General features: G+C 65.4%; 18 protein-coding genes. 12 read left to right on the top strand and 6 right to left on the bottom strand.

All coding sequences use genetic code 11. The annotated features are described in order from the left end of the window. Positions 1-203 precede the first annotated feature (203 nt). The 4 genes from LFL96_RS14400 to fumC all read left to right on the top strand — a co-directional run bounded on the left by LFL96_RS14400 (position 204) and on the right by fumC (position 6,149). On the top strand, positions 204-1,625 hold the full coding sequence (locus LFL96_RS14400) for an MATE family efflux transporter (protein WP_280995888.1): 1,422 nt from the start codon (positions 204-206) through the stop codon (positions 1,623-1,625). 309 nt (positions 1,626-1,934) lie between these two features. Continuing rightward, on the top strand, positions 1,935-2,894 hold the full coding sequence (locus tag LFL96_RS14405) for a bile acid:sodium symporter family protein (RefSeq protein WP_280995889.1): 960 nt from the start codon (positions 1,935-1,937) through the stop codon (positions 2,892-2,894). Between the two features lie 237 nt (positions 2,895-3,131). Further along, entirely contained in the window at positions 3,132-4,733 is a 1,602-nt protein-coding gene (locus tag LFL96_RS14410; protein ID WP_280995890.1) for a phospholipase D family protein, read from the top strand. Positions 4,734-4,748: 15 nt separating this feature from the next. Next, positions 4,749-6,149: a class II fumarate hydratase gene (fumC, locus tag LFL96_RS14415; protein ID WP_280995891.1), complete on the top strand. Its 1,401-nt coding sequence runs from the start codon at positions 4,749-4,751 to the stop codon at positions 6,147-6,149. A gap of 149 nt (positions 6,150-6,298) precedes the next feature. On the opposite strand, the gene LFL96_RS14420 is transcribed toward fumC, so the two are convergent. Together LFL96_RS14420 and LFL96_RS14425 are read right to left on the bottom strand one after the other, a co-directional pair. Then, positions 6,299-6,805: an acyl-CoA thioesterase gene (locus LFL96_RS14420; RefSeq protein ID WP_280995892.1), complete on the bottom strand. Its 507-nt coding sequence runs from the start codon at positions 6,803-6,805 to the stop codon at positions 6,299-6,301. A 132-nt stretch (positions 6,806-6,937) separates the two neighbouring features. Next, positions 6,938-7,078: a hypothetical protein gene (locus LFL96_RS14425; protein ID WP_280995893.1), complete on the bottom strand. Its 141-nt coding sequence runs from the start codon at positions 7,076-7,078 to the stop codon at positions 6,938-6,940. 331 nt (positions 7,079-7,409) lie between these two features. Between LFL96_RS14425 and LFL96_RS14430 the strand changes: the two genes are divergently transcribed. Beyond that, positions 7,410-8,123 (top strand): helix-turn-helix transcriptional regulator, encoded by a 714-nt coding sequence (locus tag LFL96_RS14430; protein ID WP_280995894.1) that lies wholly within the window; start codon positions 7,410-7,412, stop codon positions 8,121-8,123. Positions 8,124-8,444: 321 nt separating this feature from the next. Then, complete coding sequence (locus LFL96_RS14435) at positions 8,445-10,964, top strand: DUF6600 domain-containing protein (RefSeq protein WP_280995895.1); 2,520 nt, start codon at positions 8,445-8,447, stop codon at positions 10,962-10,964. Positions 10,965-11,164: 200 nt separating this feature from the next. Here LFL96_RS14435 and LFL96_RS14440 read toward each other — a convergent pair whose 3' ends face one another. The 4 genes from LFL96_RS14440 to LFL96_RS14455 form a co-directional block, all read right to left on the bottom strand. Next, entirely contained in the window at positions 11,165-11,770 is a 606-nt protein-coding gene (locus LFL96_RS14440; RefSeq protein ID WP_280995896.1) for a Fic family protein, read from the bottom strand. Positions 11,771-11,792: 22 nt separating this feature from the next. Then, the gene (locus tag LFL96_RS14445) at positions 11,793-12,779 is read right to left on the bottom strand and encodes a cell filamentation protein Fic (protein ID WP_280995897.1); all 987 of its coding nucleotides are present in this window, start codon (positions 12,777-12,779) and stop codon (positions 11,793-11,795) included. Positions 12,780-13,019: 240 nt separating this feature from the next. Then, the gene (locus LFL96_RS14450; RefSeq protein ID WP_280995898.1) at positions 13,020-13,991 is read right to left on the bottom strand and encodes a thymidylate synthase; all 972 of its coding nucleotides are present in this window, start codon (positions 13,989-13,991) and stop codon (positions 13,020-13,022) included. Positions 13,992-14,113: 122 nt separating this feature from the next. Next, on the bottom strand, positions 14,114-15,508 hold the full coding sequence (locus LFL96_RS14455) for a sigma-54 dependent transcriptional regulator (RefSeq protein ID WP_280995899.1): 1,395 nt from the start codon (positions 15,506-15,508) through the stop codon (positions 14,114-14,116). A gap of 537 nt (positions 15,509-16,045) precedes the next feature. Between LFL96_RS14455 and LFL96_RS14460 the strand changes: the two genes are divergently transcribed. From LFL96_RS14460 to LFL96_RS14485, 6 genes are all read left to right on the top strand, one after another. Continuing rightward, a complete protein-coding gene (locus LFL96_RS14460) occupies positions 16,046-16,594 on the top strand; it encodes a hypothetical protein (RefSeq protein WP_280995900.1) in 549 nt (182 codons plus the stop codon). A gap of 102 nt (positions 16,595-16,696) precedes the next feature. Further along, entirely contained in the window at positions 16,697-17,248 is a 552-nt protein-coding gene (locus tag LFL96_RS14465) for a hypothetical protein (protein WP_280995901.1), read from the top strand. 137 nt (positions 17,249-17,385) lie between these two features. Further along, a complete protein-coding gene (locus tag LFL96_RS14470) occupies positions 17,386-17,985 on the top strand; it encodes a hypothetical protein (protein ID WP_280995902.1) in 600 nt (199 codons plus the stop codon). A 25-nt stretch (positions 17,986-18,010) separates the two neighbouring features. Further along, on the top strand, positions 18,011-19,402 hold the full coding sequence (locus LFL96_RS14475) for a hypothetical protein (protein WP_280995903.1): 1,392 nt from the start codon (positions 18,011-18,013) through the stop codon (positions 19,400-19,402). A 158-nt stretch (positions 19,403-19,560) separates the two neighbouring features. After that, entirely contained in the window at positions 19,561-20,274 is a 714-nt protein-coding gene (locus LFL96_RS14480) for a C39 family peptidase (protein ID WP_280995904.1), read from the top strand. A gap of 7 nt (positions 20,275-20,281) precedes the next feature. Then, positions 20,282-21,097 carry a peptidase C39 gene (locus tag LFL96_RS14485; protein ID WP_280995905.1) on the top strand — a complete coding sequence of 272 codons (816 nt, stop codon included), beginning with the start codon at positions 20,282-20,284 and terminating at the stop codon, positions 21,095-21,097. Positions 21,098-21,173 lie beyond the last annotated feature (76 nt).

The following is a 21,173-nucleotide window of genomic DNA, read 5'->3' on the forward strand; positions in this document are numbered from 1 at the left end:
AGCGCCGCGCGCAGGCAATAAGCTGTCTGTTTCGACAGATGACAAACGGCTGACACGATCGGCTCGCGACTGTCCGACGCTTCGCTGACGTGCCACGCGCCGGCCTTGCCGGGTCGCTGCCGCTCCTGCTGGCGCTGTCTTTCGCTGTCTTTCGCTGTCTGTCGCTGCCCCCCGTTCAGACGCTTTCGCCGCCAGGCGTTCCCATGACTCAATCCAGCTTCTCCCGGGCCGCCGCCCGGCCGCCGACGCTTTCCCGCCACGCCGCCGACACTGCGCGGCTCGCCGCTCCGCTCGCCATCGCGCAGCTCGCGCAAATGGCGATGGCCGTCACCGACACGATCCTGCTCGGCTCGCTCGGCCCCGACGCGCTCGCCGCCGGCGGTCTCGGCGCGAACCTCTTCTTCGTCGTGGTGACGCTGCTGCAAGGCGTGCTGACCTCGGTCAGCGTGAGCGTGTCGCACGCGCGCGGCGCGCAGGACGAAGGCCGCGTGCCGCATATCTACTGGACCGGCTTCGTGCTGTCGGTGCTGCTGTCGGTGCCGGCCTTCGCATTGCTGTCGTTCGCCACGCCGGTCCTGCTCGCCTTCGGCGAACCCGCGCTGCTCGCGCACAACGTCGGCGAATACGCGTCGGTGCTGCGCTGGGGCTCGCTCGGCAGCCTGATCGGCGTCGGTCTGATGCGCTCGTTCCTGCCGGCGATCGGCGCGGCCAGGCGCCTGCTGTGGGTGTCGCTGATCAGCGTCGGCGTGAACGGCTTTCTCAACTACGGGCTGATTCACGGCGCGTTCGGCTTGCCGCGGCTCGGCTTTCTCGGCTCGGCGGCGGCCACGTCGATCACGGTCTGGCTGAGCGCGTTGCTGCTGATGGCGCTGCTGCATCTGCGGCCGCGCTATCGGCATTTCGTCGTCGCGACGCGACCCAACGTGCCGCTGATGGGCGAGTTGTTCGGCATCGGCTGGCCGGTGGCGATCACTTATGGCGTCGAATCCACGCTGTTTCTCGCCACCGGCCTGATGGTCGGCCTGCTCGGCGAGTCGCAGCTGGCCGCGCATCAGATCGCCTTGAACGTGGCGTCGGCGGCGTTCATGGTGCCGCTCGCGATCGGCCAGGCGGCGAACGTGCGCGTCGGCTTCTGGTCCGGCGCCGGACAGCCGCTCGCCGCGCGTCACGCGGGTTTCGTCGCGCTGGCGCTGGGCGTCGGCTTCATGACGCTGTCGGGCATCGTGCTGATCGCGGCGCCGCACTGGATTGTCGGCCTGTATCTGCATCTCGACGATCCGGCCAACGCCGCCACCATCCAGCTGGCGAGTTCGCTGCTCGGCGTGGCGGCGATTTTCCAGATCGTCGACGGCATGCAGACGGTGGGCTCCGGCTGTCTGCGCGGCCTGAAGGACACGCGCGTACCGATGATCGCCGCCGCGTTCGGTTACTGGGTGATCGGCTTTCCGACCGGGTACACGCTCGCGTTTCACTTCGGGCTGGGCGCGCGCGGTTTGTGGTGGGGACTGGCCGCGGGGCTCGCGAGCGTCGCGTTGCTGATGACGCTGCGCTTTCACAGGCTGAGTCTGCGGCGTGTGCCGGATGCGGCGCAGACGGCCGGCACGCCGCCGAACGCGTCTACTTGAGTGAAGCGGACGGATCGGTGAAAGCGGCGGCTTGCCGGTCCGGACAGCAGTGCATCGGTGTAAGCGGGACCACGCCGGCATTAACGAACAGAACGCCATCTGGTTGCACGCGCAACCGTCCGCACACGGCAACCGCACGACAACCACACAGCAAGCGCACGGCAACCGCACCGCGCCAGCTAAAATGCGCGCTCGGCCGCCGCCGCGCCCACTCACGCCAACGCCAACGCCCCGTCATCCGACCGACCTCACTTCGCGCGATGAATCCATCGCGGCAAAGCGATAAAAAAGAATCAAGGACCACCCGTCATGCTCGCCCGCGTCACCCGTCTGTTTCCGCTCTGGGCCGTGCTCGTCTCGATCGCCGCCTACACCTCGCCCGCGTCGTTCGCCGGCATCGCGCCACACGTCACCACGCTGCTCACCATCATCATGCTGGCGATGGGCGTCACGCTGTCCGTCGCCGATTTCCAGCGCGTCTTCACGCGTCCCGCGCCGGTGATCGCCGGCATCGTGCTCCACTATCTCGTGATGCCGCTCGCCGCGTGGGTCATCGCCCGCGCGCTGCGCATGCCGCCCGATCTCACCGCCGGCATGGTGCTGGTGGGCAGCGTCGCGAGCGGCACGGCGTCGAACGTGATGATCTATCTGGCGCGCGGCGATGTCGCGTTGTCGGTGACCATCAGCGCGCTGTCGACGCTGGTCGGCGTGTTCGCGACGCCCCTGCTCACGCGTCTGTACGTGGACGCGTCGATCGTCGTCGACGTGCACGGCATGCTGATGAGCATCCTGCAGATCGTCGCCTTGCCGATCGTGGTCGGCCTCGTCGTCAACCATCTGTTCGGCAAGGCGGTGCGCAAGGTCGAACCGGTGCTGCCGCTGATCTCGATGGTCGCGATCCTGCTGATCATCGGCGCGGTGGTGGGCGGCACGCAGAAGAGCATCGCGTCGGTCGGTCTCGTGGTGATGGTCGGTGTGGTGCTGCATAACGGCATCGGCCTGCTCGGCGGCTATTGGGGCGGCCGTCTGCTCGGTTTCGACGAAGCCGTCTGCCGCACGCTCGCGATCGAGGTCGGCATGCAGAACTCCGGCCTCGCGGCGACCTTGGGCAAGCTGTATTTCACGCCGATCGCCGCGTTGCCCGGCGCGCTGTTCTCGGTGTGGCACAACCTGTCGGGCTCGCTGCTGGCGGGCTATTGGGCGGGACGTCCGGCGAAGGGCTCGACGCATCCGGATGGTGAACGCGCGTTGAACGCCGAACGCGGTTGATGAAAAAGCGCGGAGCGGGAATGACGCCCGCCCCGCGCACCCGCCTCGCCGGCCGGCGAACGAAACCCGCCGCCGTAATTCCCCTTAGAATGCTTTTCTCGACAGCGTCGGCCCGTTTTCGCACGCTGCCGCCATGAGAAGTCCGCCAACCAGGGAGAAGCGAGCGTGCCGTGGCATCGACAGCAAAATCACAATGAGAGTCGGGCTGCACTGCATCGGCAGCCAGCATTTAACGCGGTGCGCCACACCACCCGGCAATTTTTCCTGCTGTGCTTCGCAACGGCATGCCTGACCGCCTGCGCGACCCGGCCGCCCGCCACCGCCTTCGACCGTCAGGTCACCCACGCACTCTCTCCCACCGAGACCACGCCGCTGCGCACCGCGCTCGCGCCGCTCGAAGCCGCGCATCCTGACGAGTCCGGCTTCCGTGTGCTGTCGAGCGGCACCGACGCGTTGCAGATGCGCATCGCCCTCGCGCGCGCGGCGACCCGCACGCTCGACATGCAGTACTACATCGCCAACGAGGACACCACCGGCAAGCTGCTGCTCGGCGCCGCGCTCTACGCGGCCGATCACGGCGTGCGCGTGCGGATGCTGGTCGACGACCTGAACTTCAAGGACATCGATCAGATCATGGCGGGCCTGAACTCGCACGACAACATCGAAATCCGCGTGTTCAATCCGTTCGGCAGCGCGCAGGGCGGCGTGTTCGAACGCACCACCAACCTGTTCACGCAGATCGGCCACTTCACGCGCCGCATGCACAACAAGGCGATGATCGCGGACAACCAGCTGGCGATCGTCGGCGGCCGCAATCTCGGCGACGAATACTTCAGCGCGAGCGAAACGCTGCAATTCCGCGACCTCGACGTGCTCGCCGCGGGCCCGATCACCGCCGACGTCTCCGCGAGTTTCGACGACTACTGGAACAGCAGCATCGCGTATCCGCTGCGCGTGCTGAACAAGCAGAAGTTCGACCCGAAAGTGCTCGACCAGACGCGCGACGACCTGCGCAAGCACTGGCGCGAAAACGCCGACCCGTACAACGCGAAACCGCTGAACGCGACGCCGCTCGCCGCGCAGATCAGCGGCGATCAGCTCGGCTTGACGTGGGCGCCGGCCGAGTTCAAGGCGGACCTGCCGGAGAAGATCGCGCGCCCGTCGCCGGATTATGTGAGTCCGCCGATGCAGCGCCTCGCCGATCTGATGCGCGACGCGCGCCAGGACTTCCTGATCATTTCGCCGTACTTCGTGCCGCACGAATCCGGCGTGAAGGCGGCCGGCGAACTCACGCATCGCGGCGTCCGCATCGCCGTGCTGACCAACTCGCTCGCCGCCACCGACGCAGTCGCCGTGCAGGCCGGCTACAGCCCGTTCCGCGTGCCGCTGCTGAAGCAAGGCGTCGAGCTGTACGAGTTCAAGCCGCAGCAGAACACGCCGCGCGCGGGCATCGCCGGTTCGCGTTCGCGTGCCAGCCTGCACGCGAAAACCTACGTGATCGATCACAAGATTCTGGTGATCGGCTCGATGAATCTGGACCCGCGCTCGGCCAACCTGAACACCGAACTCGCGCTGGTGATCCACAGCCCGGCGCTCGCCGACCAGGTTGCGCAGATTTTCGCGCGCGCGACCTCGCCGGACGCGAGTTATCGCGTGACGCTCGCCGACAGCGCGCAACTCGCCTACCTGCGGTCGATCGGCGCGCCGCTGTCGCCGCTGGTGTGGACCGACGTCGAAAACGGCCAGCGCCGCACCTACATTTTCGACCCGCAAGCGGGGCTGTATCGCAACGCGCTCACGGGTCTATTCTCCCTATTGCCTGTCAACGCAGAACTTTGAAAAGCGGAGTGGATGATGACCGAAGACGTACGAATGGAGCGTGACACGTTCGGCGAAATCGCCGTGCCGAACGCGCGTCTCTGGGGCGCGCAAACCCAGCGCTCGCTGCAGAATTTCCGTATTTCGACCGAGAAGCAGTCGCCCGAGCTGATCAATGCGCTGGCCGTCATCAAGCGCGCCGCCGCCGAGGTCAACCAGGGGCTCGGCGTGCTCGACGCGAACAAGGCGAAGGCGATCGTCGAGGCCGCCGACGAGATCATCGCCGGCAAGCATCCGGGCGAATTTCCGCTGGCCGTCTGGCAGACCGGCTCGGGCACGCAGACCAACATGAACCTGAACGAGGTGATCGCGAACCGGGCGAGCGAACTGCTCGGCGGCGAGCGCGGCGAAGCCCGCAAGGTGCATCCGAACGACGACGTGAATCGTGGCCAGTCGTCGAACGACGTGTTCCCGACGGCGATGCACGTGGCCGCCGCCGACGCGATCGTCAAGCACCTGCTGCCGGCGCTGAAGACGCTGCGCGACACGCTCGACGGCAAGGCGAAGGCGTTCGCCGGGATCGTGAAGATCGGCCGCACGCACCTGCAGGACGCCACGCCGCTCACGCTCGGCCAGGAGTTTTCGGGTTACGTCGCGCAGCTCGAACACGGCATCCGTCACGTGGAAACGGCGCTGCCGCATCTGTACGAACTCGCCCAGGGCGGCACCGCGGTCGGCACGGGCCTGAACGCGCATCCCGAGTTCGCGGACAAGGTCGCGGCGGCGATCGGCAGACAGACCGGCCTGCCGTTCGTGTCGGCGCCGAACAAGTTCGAGGTGATGGCCGCCGCCGACGCGCTGGTGTTCGCGCACGGCGCCCTGAAGACGGTCGCCGCGAGCCTGAACAAGATCGCCAACGACATCCGCTGGCTGGCAAGCGGTCCGCGCTGCGGGCTGGGCGAGCTGTCGATTCCGGAGAACGAACCGGGCAGTTCGATCATGCCGGGCAAGGTCAATCCGACCCAGTCCGAAGCGCTCACCATGCTGTGCGCACAGGTGTTCGGCAACGACGTCGCGGTGAACATCGGCGGCGCGAGCGGCAACTTCGAGCTGAACGTGTTCCGGCCGATGATCGCGCACAACGTGCTGCAATCGGTGCGTCTGCTCGCCGACGGCGCGCTGAGCTTCAACGACAACTGCGCGGTCGGCATCGAGCCGAATCACGAGCGCATCGACACGTTGCTGAACGAATCGCTGATGCTGGTGACGGCGCTCAATCCGCACATCGGCTACGACAAGGCCGCGCAGATCGCGAAGAAGGCGCACAAGGAGGGCACGACGCTGAAGGCGTCGGCGCTCGCGCTCGGTTACGTGACCGAACAGCAGTTCGACGAGTGGGTGCAGCCGAAGGACATGGTCGGGCACACGGCCAGCTGAAAACGCGGGCCGAAAACGAAAAAGCCGGTCGAACGACCGGCTTTTTTTCTGACTCGTTGCGTCGACGCCTCAGAGCGGATTCGACATGAATTCAAAGCGAATTCGACGTGGACGCAACGCAATCTCAACGCCAGCGCATCACGCCCCGTTCACACCTTCCCCTGCGCCACCTCTTCCGGCTTCAGTTCGACGATCGCGTCGAGCGCGGCCTTCACGTCCATCGCGTATCTGGCGAGGCGCTTCTGCTCCTCCGTCTCCGGCACGAAGGCCGGCACCGGCACCGGATGCCCGTTCTCGTTGACGGCGACCATCACCACCAGACAGTCCGTGGTTTGCAGCAATTCGCCGCCTTTCGGATCCCCAGCCTGCACCGACACGTGGATGTGCATGCTGGTGCGGCCCGTCGCCACGACGCGCGCGCGCAGTTCGACGAGGTTGCCCACCAGAATCGGCCGGCGAAAACGGATGTTGCCGACGCTGACCGTCACGCAATAGCGACCCGACCAGACCGCCGAACACGCGTACGCGGTTTCGTCGATCCACTTCATCAACGCGCCGCCGTGCACCTTGCCGCCGAAGTTGACCGAAGTCGGTTCGGCGAGGAAACGGAAGGTGGTTTCGGATCGGTCCAACGGCGCTGCGGGAAGGGTGCTCATCTTGACTCCGGTCAATCGGACGCATTGAAAGGAGGCGATTATACGAGCGCAATATTGACTGCGGCGCGGGTTGAGTGCGCTTTTGGGGCGCTTACCGGCGCGTCCGGATGGACTTTTAATCGTTTTCGGCGCTTATTTCCGCACGGTGACGCCTTCGTCGATCGTGCCGTACATCGTGATGCTGCCCGTACCCGCGCCCGACGAATCGGCGCCGCCCTGCGCGCACGCGCCGAGCAGCAGTGCCGCGGTCAGCACGGCGAGAAGAATTTTCATGACTGCGTGTTCCTGCAAGGACGAGCTTCGATTCTAGCCTGGCGGGTCTGACGCGCTCCGCAACGCTCGGAGGATGCGCCGGCGATCATGGACGCATCCCGCGTCGAACCTGAGACCAAACCCAAGGGCGAAGCCTGCGCCGTCTTATCCGCCGGGATTCCGTAGCGGCCGCACGGTACATTTCACGCTAAGCTGAAACATCGAATGCGATGAGTGCGTAAAGTGGTTCGCATGCCGCGCCATGCCGCCCCTGCATGCCGGCCGTGAAACCCATCGCACGGCCGACGAGCCGGCGTGAACCGCTGACGCCCCGAGCCGACAGGAGATCCCGATGACAGCCCGACTCAACGACGAACAGAACCATTTCCCCGGCCTCAGCCGGATCGGCGCGCTGCTCGCCGACCCCGGCCGCGCCGCGATGCTGTGGGCGCTGATGGACGGCAGCGCCCGCCCCGCCGGCGAACTGACGATGATCGCCGGCCTCTCGCCTTCGGCGGCCAGCGCGCATCTTGCGCGCCTCACCGACGGCGGTTTGCTCGCGCTCGAAGTGCGCGGCCGGCATCGCTATTTCCGGATCGCGTCGCCGGATATCGCCGCCTCCATCGAAGCGCTCGCCAACGTCGCGCAGGTCAGCGCGCCGCAACTCGCGGTGCCGCGTCCGGTGCGCACTGTGCCGCTCGAGATGCGCTACGCGCGCACCTGCTACGACCACATGGCGGGCGAATTGTCGGTGCGCGTGCTCGAGCGGCTCGTTCAGCGGGGTCTGCTGACCGTGGATGGCACGTCGCTGGAAGCGACCGGCAGCGGGACCGCGCGCTTTGCTGAATGGGGCATCGACACGTCCGCGCAGAAGAGCCGCAAACGCCGCTTTGCCTGCACCTGCCCCGACTGGAGCGAACGGCGGCCGCACCTGGGCGGCGCGCTCGGCGCGGCACTGCTCGATTCGTGGTGCGCGCACGGCTGGGTCGAGCGGACCGAGCGGCCGCGTATTCTGCGCGTCACGCCGTCCGGGCAACGGCAGTTCGACGCGTTTCTGGCGGAGTGACGAAGACGAATCGCGATCACGTCGAACGACGCGCGAGCCGCCCGGATCGCGCGTCTTGTCCTGCTCTCCTGAACACGTGACATAGCGCGGCTGATGTCTCACCCGGCCACCGTCTCCCAAGCGGTCTCCCCACCCCCTTGTCCGCCCGTAACCGCCTGATCCGATTACAAAAAATCCCCAATCAGCTTACGAATCGCCTTATCGAGACCTTTTGTTACACGCTGTGGAGAGGGCCTTACAAAAGTGGGGCTCTTGAAACATGGCAGGCAGGTAAAGTGGGCTCCGGATGAAGCAAAATGCCGCGTCCGCCGGAGATAAAACATGAGAACACTGACCACACATCAAAACTCGAAACGCCGCAGCACGGGCTATACCCTCATCGCGGCCGCCGCGTTCCTGTTCGCCGCGCAGGCGGGCATCGCGCAGGAAATGCAGCAGCCGGCGCCGCAGGTCGCCGCCAGCCAGAACACCGATCCGCCAGGACGCGTCGCGCGTCTGAACTACATGGCCGGCACCGTCACCACCGAGCCGGCCGGCGCGACCGACTGGTCGTACGCGCAGGTCAACCGCCCGCTCACCACCGGCGACCAGTTGTGGAACGACCAGAACTCGCGCTCCGAATTGCACATCGGCTCGACCGCGGTACGCCTCGATCAATCGACCAGCCTCGACATCCTCAACCTCGACGACAACAGCGCGCAGCTGAAGGTCGCGCAAGGCACGTTGTCGATGCGGGTGCGCGAACTCGCGCCGGGCTCGTCGTATGAGATCGACACGCCGAACGCGGCGCTCGGACTGAATGGCCCCGGCGACTATCGCGTGGATGTCGCGCCGGACGGCAGCAGCACGCTCGTCACCGTGCGCAGCGGCAACGTGACGGTGTACGGCGACAGCGGTCAGGTGCAGGTCGCGGCCGGCCAGCAGATCCGCTTCGGCGGCACGAATCTGCAGCAACTCGCCGACAACGGCGTGCCGGGCCTCGACGGCTTCGACCAGTGGGCCGCCGCGCGCGATGCCGCGGAAGACCGCTCGGTGTCGGCGCGCTATGTGTCGCGCGACATCCCCGGTTATCAGGATCTCGACGCGAACGGCACGTGGCGCAGCAGCCCGCAGTACGGCGAGGTGTGGGTACCGCGCGCCACGCCGGTGGGCTGGGCGCCGTATCACGAAGGTCATTGGGTCTGGCAGGCACCGTGGGGCTGGACCTGGGTCGACGATGCGCCGTGGGGCTTCGCGCCGTACCACTACGGCCGCTGGGCCCAGGTCGACGACAGCTGGGCGTGGGTGCCGGGCCCGCTCGTGGTCAGCGCGCCGCCGCCCGTGTATGCGCCGGCATTGGTCGCGTTCGTCGGGGGCGGCGGTGGTGGCGGGATCAATTGGGGCGTGAGCCTGGCGATCGGCGGTGCGGTCGCGGCCGGTGTCGCGTGGTTCCCGCTTGGCCCGGGAGAAGCGTGGCATCCGCAATGGGGCGGCCACGATCACTGGAGCCCCGGCTACTACAACCGCGTCAACCAGACGACGGTGGTCAACAACTACAACCGCAACATCAACGTGACGAATGTGAATGTGACCAACATTCACAACACGTACATCAACTACCGCGCGCCGGGCGCGGTGACCGCCGTGCCGGCGACCGCCTTCGTGCACGGTCAGCCGGTCGCGCGCTTCGCGCAGAAGGTCGATCCGCAGCAATGGCGCAATGCGCGGATCAACCCGGGCGGCGTGGGCATCGCGCCGGTCAAGGAAAGCTTCGGTCCGGGTCTGCGCAACGCGAATTACCGGCCGCCGGCCGCGGTCGCCGCCCGTCCGGTGGTGGCGACGCGTAATCCGGCGATGCCGGCCGCGTATCACGACAGCCTCGCGCAGAATTTCGCGCAGAATGGCGGCCGGGTGGCGGGTGCGGGGCAACCGATCGTGCGGACCTCGGTGCCCGCGCATATGGCGGGTGGGCCGGGCGCGTTGCCGGTGCAGAACGTGCGCGTCGTGCAGTCGCATCTGGCGGGTCGCACGCCGGGCGCGGCGCCGGGCGCGCCGGGTGCGGGTGCGCCGGGTGGGGCTCACCTGCCCAACGGGATGCCGCAGACGGCACAACGCCCGGGTGCAGTGCCTGGCGCGCCCGGTCAGCCGCCGCGTGCCGGCGAGCCGCAGGCGCGGCCGGGTACCCCGCCGGCGATGGCCAACGCACGTCAGCAGCCTAACGAGGCTGGGCATCCGATGAACGGCGTGCCGCGTCCGCCGCAGGCGAGCTTCGGCAATCCGCAGGCCAATGCGCAGCAGCATGGTGCACCGATGCAGGCCGGTCAGCAGGCCGCCGCGAACGAGCGTCACGAACCGGCGTGGACACAGCCGCACACGCCGATGGCGCAGCAACGCGGTCAGCAGGAGCCGATGCATCAAGCGGGTCAAGCGGGTCAGCCTGGCCAGATGGAAGGCCGGCCGCAGGGACAGCCGCAGGCGCAAGCGATGCCGCGCCCGCAACAGGCCGAGCGGCAACCGGAAGCGCCGCGCGAAGCACAGCGTCCGCAGGAACCGCGTCCGCAGCCGATGCAGCAGGCTCAGCAACCGCGCGAGGAGGTTCATCCGCAGCAGGCGCAACAGCCGCGGCCCGAAGCCCGGCCGGAGCCGCGCCCGCAACCGATGCAGCAGCCGCGTCAGGAGCCTCGCCCGGAACCGCGTCCGCAGCAGGTGCAGCAACCGCGTCCGGAACCGCGCCCGCAGGCCGCGCAACCCCGACCGGAACCGCATCCGCAGCAGGCCCAGCGCCCCGAGCCGCATCCGCAACAGCAGCACGCGGAACAGCATTCGGGCGGTGGCAATCATGAGGAGCGCCACAAGGGGTAAGCGCGGTTGAACGCGTCAACCCTTCCCGACGGTGCGTGTGCGGACGCTGGATTCAGTTTCCGCACACGCACCGTCGGGAAAAGCAGCGATCGATTTATCGATCGAAAAAATCCCGCTGTCTTTTTAATGCAGCGGGATTTTTTTCATACGCCGAACGTTCGACCGAGAAACGCTGCCGCAGCTAACGTTGCAGGCTCGCGTCATGCCGCCAGATTGGCTGGTGGTGCAGTCCATTCGCCCGACTCCGGACGCTGTGTAATACGTTCGAGAGGCTGTGCCGCCTGAGATTGCACAAGTCCGCCGATCAGATCCGCAAAAGGGACGATATTCCCGTACGTACTCGCCTGCTCGAGCGCGGCAAGATAGAGACCGCGCGATTGAACCGTCACAATCGTCCACGGATACCCGCCAGTCGCAAGCATGAAGTTCATCAGGAAACGGCTAAGCCGTCCGTTTCCGTCCATATACGGATGGATGAAAACGAAGATGAAATGGCCGAGTACTGCCCGCACCGCCGGATTTTCTTCGGCGATGAGCAACTCGAACAACGCGGGCATGCAATCTCTCACTGCCTCGGGCGCGAGCGGTACATGCAAGGCATTTCTAATGAACACCTGATTGCTACGATAACCGGCAAGATCCGCTGGCTTGAGAATACCGGCTGCAACGCTTGGCGAGAACAACGTCACATACCACTGAAAGAAGTCTTGCTTAAGCGCATCAGCGGGGCTTTCCGAACGCGTCGCCACGCGCCGGATCAAATCGCGGACACGTTGGTGAGTTTCCGAATACCCTTTGGCTGCCATGGCCTCCTGGGTTTCCTTGTCCTCAATTGGTTAGCGGGTTCCAGTTACCGTTACGCACATTTTCGATAAGCGCTGCGTTCACCCGATAGCCCTCGATGGAAAGCGAGTGATACGCGTCGGCGACGTAGCGTGCAGAAATGTCGTCGATCAACGCGTCAACGTCGACTGGCACTTGTATCGGTATGTCCGCAAACCGGTCGATCACGGCGCTACGCATCGACACCCACATCGCCTGGATCCGTTGCACATAGGGCGATTCGTTACGCCTTCCGGAAATAGGCGCGAGAGGTTGTTCGAAGGGGTTAGCTTCGGAGACGACATAGTCTGCTGCGCTCAAGGTAGCAACAAGCTGGCTGGCGTCGTCTTCGCGGCCCACGGCGCGTAAAGCACCGGCCATTCTGCCGCCGATCACGCTATGACCACCCGCCAGTAACGCGGAAATGAGATCTGTCACGTCGACCTGACGCATAACGATCTGCGCCGCAAGCGGATGCTTCTCAAAAAATGACGGTCCCACTCGAACTAACGCTTCGGCGACGGGCACGAGGAGCAGGCCACTTGGGCTCGGGGTCCGGCGAGCGGCCAGAGCCGGACGCTTTACCTGATAGAGAAAAACCGAGCAGTCATGTGGAAGCTGCAAAAGCTGGTTGTTTGCCTTCGTCGCGTGCAGCACGATCTGCTTGCCAACACTGGCATGGCCGCTGTGACGCAGCAGAGAAAGCTCCGGACTGACCTCCCACTCGCTGCCAAAACGGGCGTTGGCATAAGCCGCGATGAACGTCTCCATACTCGCGTACCAAAGTGTCGAGTCGCCGGCATCGTCCGCGGGGTTGCTTGCCAGATACCATCCGGGAATAACCGCCTTAAGAAAATTCGCTCGAACGAGCCTTTCCCGATGGACCCGGGTGAGATCAGGCAATGCGCTCGCCTGGAAAACGTTGATGCCACGGTCCTGTATCTGCTTCAGGACCGAGAGCGAGGACGCGAGCTTTTCGTTGGTTGTCGCCATGAGCAATGGATAGGTGGCGCGCTATCGCAATAGTTTGATGACTTATCATAGCAATAATTTTATGCTTTGCCATCGCAATACTTTATTGCATTGTTATCGCAATAATTTGCCGCCCTCTACATACGTCATAAAAAACAAAATCCCCCGGCGACAAGACGCCCCGGGGGATTCGAAAACCATGCACTGTGTCGGAGACGCGGGACAACTCATACGCTCGCGCCCGGTACCGCTAGCCCTCGCTCAAACCGCCATCGACGCCGTCAACGGCTCATGATGCCGATACCCCACCAGCGAGAAATCCGCCGGTTCGATCTTCTCCAGCCACTCCGGCTCATACACGCCGGTCTTCGCATATTCCGGCACCCGGTCCGAAATCGCGAACGCCGGGCTTTCGTACGGCTCGCGCGTCAACTGCTGCTGCAGCATATCGAGCTGGTTTTCGTAGATATGCGCGTCGCCGATAAAGTACGTGAACCAGCGCGGCGTATAACCCGTCAACCGTCCGACCAGATGCAGCAGCGCCGCGCCCTCGGTCAGATTGAACGGCGTGCCGAGCCCGATGTCGTTGCTGCGGATGTACAGACACAGCGAAATCTCGCGCCGCGCGGCATTCGGCAGGAATTGGTAAAGCAGGTGACAGGCCGGCAACGCGATCTGATCCAGCACCGCGGGGTTCCACGCATGAAACAGAATCCGCCGGTCGCCGGGGTTCTGCATGATCGTGTCGAGGCATTGACGCAACTGGTCGATCGCCTTGTAAAGCAGCACCTTCGGCGCGCCGTTCTCCTCGAACTCCGTCACTACCTGGAAGCCACGCGAGGCCGCGTCGGCGAGCTGCGCGCTCGCGCCCGCGTCGAGCACCTTGTAGGCTGGCCACTCGCGCCACTGCACACCGTACACATCGCCGAGATCGTCGACACCCGTGCGGTACGGATTGGCCAGCCACTGCGCATTCTGGTTCGCGTTCGCGTCCCACACCTTGCAGCCGAGCGCGCGGAAATCGGCGGCGCTGCGCGACGCGCGCAGAAAGCCGACCAGCTCGCCGATCGCGGATTTGAACGCGAGCTTCTTCGTGGTGACGGCGGGAAAGCCTTGCTGGAGGTCGAAGCGCAACATCGCGCCCGGCATGCTGATGGTGCGGATGCCGGTGCGGTTCTCCTGCCACGTGCCAGTGTCGAGAATCGTGCGGACGAGGTCCAGATATTGTTTCATGCGGGTTCCTTCGACGACGCGCGCCGCGCAACGCGCCTCGCGCGCCACGGAGATTGAGAACGAAACCCGGATTTTAGCAAGGGCGGCCGGAGCACGTCCGGACGCCTCCCCGCTGCTGGTATTTACAGATGCGGCACCGACGCCGGCAAGTCCCCATGTGGCGTGGCGAGTGGCTCGCCTTCCATGTGCCGCATGCCATGCGAACACAACAGGCGATACAGCGTGACCCGCGAAATGCCGAGCTCCTGCGCCGCATCGCCGAGACGTCCGCGATGGCGCAGCAGCGCCAGCTCGATCGCCTGCCGTTCGGCCGCCTCGCGCGCCTGCGCAAGCGACACCGGCACGATCTCGACATACTCGGCCAGCTCCAGATCGCGCGCCGTGATCGCGCGCCCTTCCGACATCACGATCGCGCGCCGCACCCGATTGATCAGCTCGCGCACGTTGCCCGGCCAGCCGTAGTTATGCAGCGCCGCGATCGCGTCCGGCGCGAAGCCGCGCAAACGGCGGCTCGCATCTTTCTTGAAACGCTCCAGCATGTGCCGCGCAAGCAGCTCGATGTCCTTGCCGCGCGCGCGCAGCGGCGGCTCGTCGATCTGCAGCACGCACAGACGATGATAAAGATCGGAGCGGAAGCGCCCTTCGATCATCGCCGCCGTCATGTCCACGTGCGTCGCCGAGATGATGCGCACATCGACATCGATCGCGCCGTGGCCGCCGAGCCGTTCCACCTTGCGCTCCTGCAGAAAGCGCAGCAGGCTCGCCTGGCTTTCGAGCGGCAGATCGCCGATCTCGTCGAGAAACAGCGTGCCGCCGTTCGCCGCTTCGACCCGGCCGATCTTGCGTTGATTGGCGCCGGTGAACGCGCCGCGCTCGTAGCCGAATAGTTCGGATTGCAATAGATGCGGCGGGATCGCGCCGCAGTTGATCGGCACGAACGGCGCATTGCGCCGCGCCGAGCGTTCGTGAATCGCGACCGCCGTCAGTTCCTTGCCGGTACCCGACTCGCCGGAGATGAATACCGGCGCGTCGGTCATCGCGACTTTGCGGATCGAGCGGAACAGCGCGAGCATCGCGTCGCACGAGCCGACCATTTCGCCTTCGGCGCCTTGCGACCCATCGTTGGACGCGGTTTCGCCGAGCGAAATCATGCCGTACGCGTGGCCGACCGAATCGACGATACGGTCGCCCGAATACGGCACGGTCACATAATCGAAACAGTAGTCGCGCACGAGACGGCGCAAGGCGGCGTCCTGCAACTGGCCCGGCGTGGTGGCGGCGACCCAGCCGACATTCGGCATGGTCAGGCAGGATTCGAAAGCGGCGATTTCATGCGGCTGGAAGTCGCTGGAGAGATCGAGCAGGCCGCCCGCCGCCGTCCCGGCGCGAACCGCCCGGCGCACGTCGCGCGCCGATCCCACCACTTCCACGTGCCAGCCGCGCTGATGAAAGCGTGTGTTCAGCTCCGCGCTCGGGTCGCGTGACACGTAAATCAGTTGCCGCGTTGCGGGTTCCATTATTCAGATCCTCTCGTCAACGAACGTTAAGGATGACGCACGTACCTGAATCCTGATTCAGACACGCTGACTCGTTCGGGATTCGCGCAAAAGCAAACACCGAACGGCCATTCCATTCCGTACGGACAGCTGATCCCCAAGAAAGCGGCGTGTGTGTTTGAGACGGCCCGTAAGCGGGCTTTTTTAAATCTGAAGCTCTTTTTCGAGAGCTTACTATACGCGCGCCACCTGGAAAACAATTATGCGAATTTAATCGCAGATTCCATGCCCAGCAAGGCTTACAAGGCGATCGACGTGCTTTGAGCCGACAAATAAAAAGCCAGTGGAAGCGCTTTTCCTAGCGTAGACCCGAAGGTACTTCGTACCGCCGCCTTTAACAAATTATAGGTATTTTCTGCTTGCCGTTTCAGCGCTGAAACGTTTTTGTCCGATTTGTCATGGCTCTTGCCGGGGTATGCGGGTCGCATCCCGAGCCATCAACGGATTGCGACCGATGGCACACGTTTCGCTAAATGTCTCGCACCAAGGAGACACATCATGCGACTCGCTTTCCGCATCGAACTGAGCAGCCTCGCAGCCAGCACCGCACTGTGCGCCGCCGTCGCTCTGTTCGTGCTGCCCGCCGCAGCCGACGCTCAGCAAGCCGCCCCGCAGACGACCCAGGCGCAATCCGCCACGCTCACGGAAGCGACACTCGCGACGCCGGACACCGCCGACACCACGAACAACGCGAACACCGCAAATACCACCGACGCCACCAACGCCACCAACGCCACGAACGCTCAGGACGCCACCGCCGTCATCGCCGGCGCGTTCCGGCAACTCGCGGGCAACGCACTGCGGATTCCGGCCGATGGTGCATCCGTGAACGATTTTTCGCTCGACGACCAGATCCTGTCGCGTCAACGCGGCGGCGCGGTCGGCATGTTGATGGTGGCCGCGACGCCGCAACTGATGCGCGGCAATGGCGGCGGCAACGGCGTGACGCTGTGGGACGAAATCGCACCGCCCACCGCACCGCTGCCGGTACCGGTCGATGCCGCGCGCTCCGCGCAAGGCAACGTGGCCAGCTACCAGAGAAAGTAGCCGCACAGGATTACGAAGCAAACCGAAGCAAACGGAACGAAGACAGCGGCAGTGGCGTACCGAACTCACCACCCGCTCACAACGACAACGCAGGGGACCGACATGACTCACTCCATCCGGACGACGCGCGCGCTCAGCTCGCCGGCGACGTCGCCGGCGACGCAAGTCCGGCGCACCGCCGCCCTGCTCTCCGCCGTCTCCGCCGTCTCGGCGTTCACGCTGACCGCCGTCTTCGCCGTCGATGCCCACGCGCAACAAAGCACCAATCCCGGCGACATCGTCGTCGAACGCACGATCACGCCGCGCGACGCTTTCATCCCCGTGCCGAAAAGCCAGGACCCGGTCGCGGTGAATGCCACCACTTTCCCGGCCAATTCCTTCAATCCGGCGATCGCCCAGCTGGTCGGCGACACCGATCTGACGAATGCGCATGGGTCGAGCGGCGTCGCCGAAGGCGGCGTGCTCGGCGGCACCGGCATGCAGGCGGTCACGCAGATTCTCAGCGGCAAGGCCACCGGCAGCAACGTCGCGCTGAACGCCGGCGGCATCGGCATGCCGGGGCCAGGCATCGGCGGCACGATCACCTCGTCGGTGACGGGCGCGCTGGCGCCGCTCTCCAACGCGCTCAGCGGCTCGCTCGGAGGTTTGAAATGAAGCCGCTCATGAATTCGGCCAGCGCGGCCAGCGCGGCTAACGCAGCCAAGGCAGCCCGCCTGCGCGCGCCGACGCCCGCCTCGCTGCGCCCGCGCGCTCTGTACGCCACGCTGTGCCTGTGCTTCGGCAGCGCCGTGTTGCTCACCGCATCGCTCGACGCGCGCGCTCAATCCGTATCCAGCGTGCCGGGCGTAGCGAACGTGCCGACCGTCGGCGCCACCGCGACGATCGGCAACGGCGCCGGCGCGGGCGTGACCGGCGCATTCGCGGTCAACGAAACGGCCGGGCTCGACAACGCGCAGGCCAATCAGATCACGCTGACGAACGGCGGCGCGCTCGGCAATGCCAACGCCGGCACGCAAAGCGCCACGGTGGCCGCGAAGGTGACGAGCGCGCGGGCCGCGATCGAAGCCAACGCTTTTTCGAATACATCCGGCGCGGTACTGGTGAACCAGTCCGCCGGAGCAGGGAATCTGCAGCGCAACAGCACCCAGATCGGGACCGCCGCTGCGCTCGGAGTCGAGACCGTCTCGGATGGGGAGCTATCCGCGACGGCCCCGAAAAACGGCAGTCTGGGGCAATCCATCGGGGTTCATAGCGTCCGCGAGGCAAACATCTCCAACGATGCCTTCAGGAACGTCAGCGGGATCGTGCAGATCAACCAGGCAGCCGGCGCCGGTAATGCCACGGCAAACAGTTTTGTGCTCCGTCCCCCGGCGGGCACTTTTTTTAACTGACCACACTTAAGTATCGGAGCGAATCATGAAGCGCACTCTTATTGCCGCAGCCGTTCTCGTTGCCGCATCCGGCAGCGCCCTCGCCGCACCGCAGAAGGTCTATCTGTTCAATGCCACGATGGTCGGCGAAGCGGTCGGCGTCGAAGGTCTGGTGGGCCTGTACGGTTGCGTGCACGTGTCCAGCACGGCCGGCGCGGTGATCAACAACAGCCAGATGGTCAACGTGAACGCGTCGCTCGACCCGCAGGCGCAGAGCTACACGACCGGCCGCGTGACCACGTCGGTCAACAACAACACGTCGACGGCAGTCGGCGGCGGCTCGGCATGGGCCACGGTGTCGCAAAGCCAGTCGTCGAAATCGTCCGGTTCGCAAGGCTTCGAAGCATCCGGCGGCTACGCGTACGGCAATCAGAGCAGCGCGGTCAAGGGCGGCGGCTACACGTTCAGCCAGCAGGCAGCCGGCATCGAAGGCGGCTTCAGCCACACCAGCCAGAATTCCGGCGGCCATGTCGCGGCAGGCGGTTCGATCGGCGGCAGCTACGGCTACCAAAGCATCAACACGCCGCACTTCGGCGAAGGCTCGGCGCATGCCAGCGGCGGCTTCTCGGCCGGCTACAACGAATCGAGCTATGCGAATTCGTCGGGCGTGGCGGGCGGCTTCGAAGCGACGGAAGCGTCGGGCAAGGGCAAGGTGTGGGGCTACAGCGCCGATCAGGGCTCGGGCTACGCCGCCGTCGGCGAACAGTCGTCGGGCTACACGAAGAGCTCGTCGTCGTCGAAGGAAAGCTACGGCGTGGCGTTCGGCATCGACGCCGGCCTGACCACCACCGACGTCACCACCAAGGGCTCCGTGACGCAGCACACCAACACGCAGACCGCCGGCACGCTGACCGCGACGACCGGTTCGAGCGCCGCCAACGGGGTGTCGGGCAACCTCGGCATCAACATCACGGAAGGCATCGACAACGCGCAAAGCAACGACGTGTCGCTCGCCTCGGTCGACATCGGCAACGTGTTCGGCAATGCGCAGATCTTCAACTCGCAAGCCTCGGCCGGCACCGCCAGGATCAACAACTTCAATCTGAATGCGTCGATCGGCGACAACTCGCTGCAAAGCGTGTCGGGCAACGTCGGTGTGAACGTCTCCTCGGGTATCGGCAACGTGCAGAACAACAGCCTTGCCGGCGCCGTGACGACGACCACGCCGATGAACGCGGAAACCACGGCGATGGTCGCCACGGATGACAACTCGCAAACCGCCAACATGTCGGTCAAGGGTCAATTCCAGGGTACCGCGATGCTGGGTTCGGGCGCTCTGATGAACGCGTCGGGCAACATCGGCGTGAACATCGCGGGCGGCGCGGGCAACCTGCAGCACAACGGTCTGGCGATCGCCGCGCTGAACAGCGGCAAGTAAGCCGCCGATCGTTGCGACGGCGACCGTCGCAGCGGCGATCGTCGCAGCGGCGACCGTCGCATCGGCGACCGGTAGAAGTACAAGAAGCCTTAAGCAGCAGGGAGGACGCGCCGGCCGCCATCGCAGCGGCCGGCGCGGATAACAGGCAGGAGACCAGCATGTCCGGGTTCAAGGGGTTCCCGGCGCTACGCTTCGCCGTAGCGTTGGCAGGCTGCACGCTGTGCGCGGACCAGACTTACGCGCAGGCGAGCATCGACACGACGACCTTCGCCGGTGTACCGCTCACCAAGACGGTACGGTCGATGAAGGACATCCGCTACAGCCATATCGTCAACCAGCAGTTCGACTACAGCTGCGGGGCGGCGGCGCTCGCGACCCTCCTCAAGTTCGGTTACGGGATCGACATTCCGGAAACCGAACTGATCCGCCGGATGATGGTGTTCTCCACGCCCGAGGTGGTCGTCAAGAACGGCTTCTCGATGCTCGACATGAAGAAGTTCGTCGAGACCATCGGCATGCGCGGGCGCGGCTTTCGCGTCAACGTCGACGCGCTCCAGCATCTGCAGATTCCCGTGATGGTGCTGATGAACATCGACGGCTACGAGCACTTCGTGATCGTCAAGCATGCGCAGGACGGCCGCATCTTCATCGCGGACCCGGCGCTGGGCAATCGCATCGTGATGCAGGAGGACTTCGCGAAGACCTGGAACGGTCTCGTGTTCGCGGTCCTCGGCAAACCCTTCAGGGAGGATTCCCCGCTCTTGCAGGACAACGAGTCGCTCGCGCTGAAGCTGCGCGCCAATGCGCTGGCCAACGGCACGGCGGCGACTCCCTTCGTGGAATACGGCTTGATCAAGGCAGACCTGTTCTGACCCAACCATGAAGCTACACCTCACACCACTCGGGCTCGCCCTCTGCGCCGCGTTATGCGGCCCGGCAGGCAGCGCCCACGCGGCGCAGGGCGGCAGCCTGCCCGCGACGGACCCGGCGCTGACGGCGAATCCTGCCTCTCGCGCGCTGGAGCCTGCCGCCGTCAAGGTACAGCTCGTCGACGACGACGTGCTCGCCACCCAGACCGGCAAGTACGCCGGCGCCACGATGATCTCCGGCTTCGTGCTGAACGTCATTTCGCAATGGCAACTGCCGAACGGCGTGACCGCCCTCGCCCAAGGCACGTTGTCGGCCGCGCAGAATGCCGTGGGCCAGGTCACGACCGCCGTCAACACGCTCGCGAGCGTGTCCGGCGGCAACGCTGGGGCCAACTCGGGCGCCAATCCAAACGCTCAGGTCAACGGCGGCCAGAGCGTCTCGGTGAACGGCGTATCGCAGGTCACCCAGGTGGCGGGCGACCGGAACACCGGCACGAACTCGGCCGTCATCGACTTCAACAACAGCGCCGTGACGCTGGCGGGCGCCGCCAATGCTCCGTCAGCCGCGGCCAGCAATTCGACCGGCTCGGTCAAGGCCGGCATCACGTTCGGCAGCAACGGCATCAGCGTCGCACTACAAACACCAGCTGGGCTCGCCACCCAGACCATCACGCCAGGCAACGGGCAGATCGCCCAGTTGCTGCAGATTGCAGGCAATAACCAGCAAGTCGCCAACGCATTGCAACTGAGTCTGCAGACTCAGCAAATGTCGGCCGCGATGATCCGTCAGCTGGGCGTACTACAAGCGCTGCAAAACAGGAGATGAGGATACGGGCCGCCACCCGTCAACCGCAGGACCAGCAGCACACATAAGGCCGCGCGCCGCCCGGAAACGGACGGCG

Origin of the sequence: Paraburkholderia sp. D15, from assembly GCF_029910215.1 — a bacterium.
Taxonomy (GTDB): domain Bacteria; phylum Pseudomonadota; class Gammaproteobacteria; order Burkholderiales; family Burkholderiaceae; genus Paraburkholderia.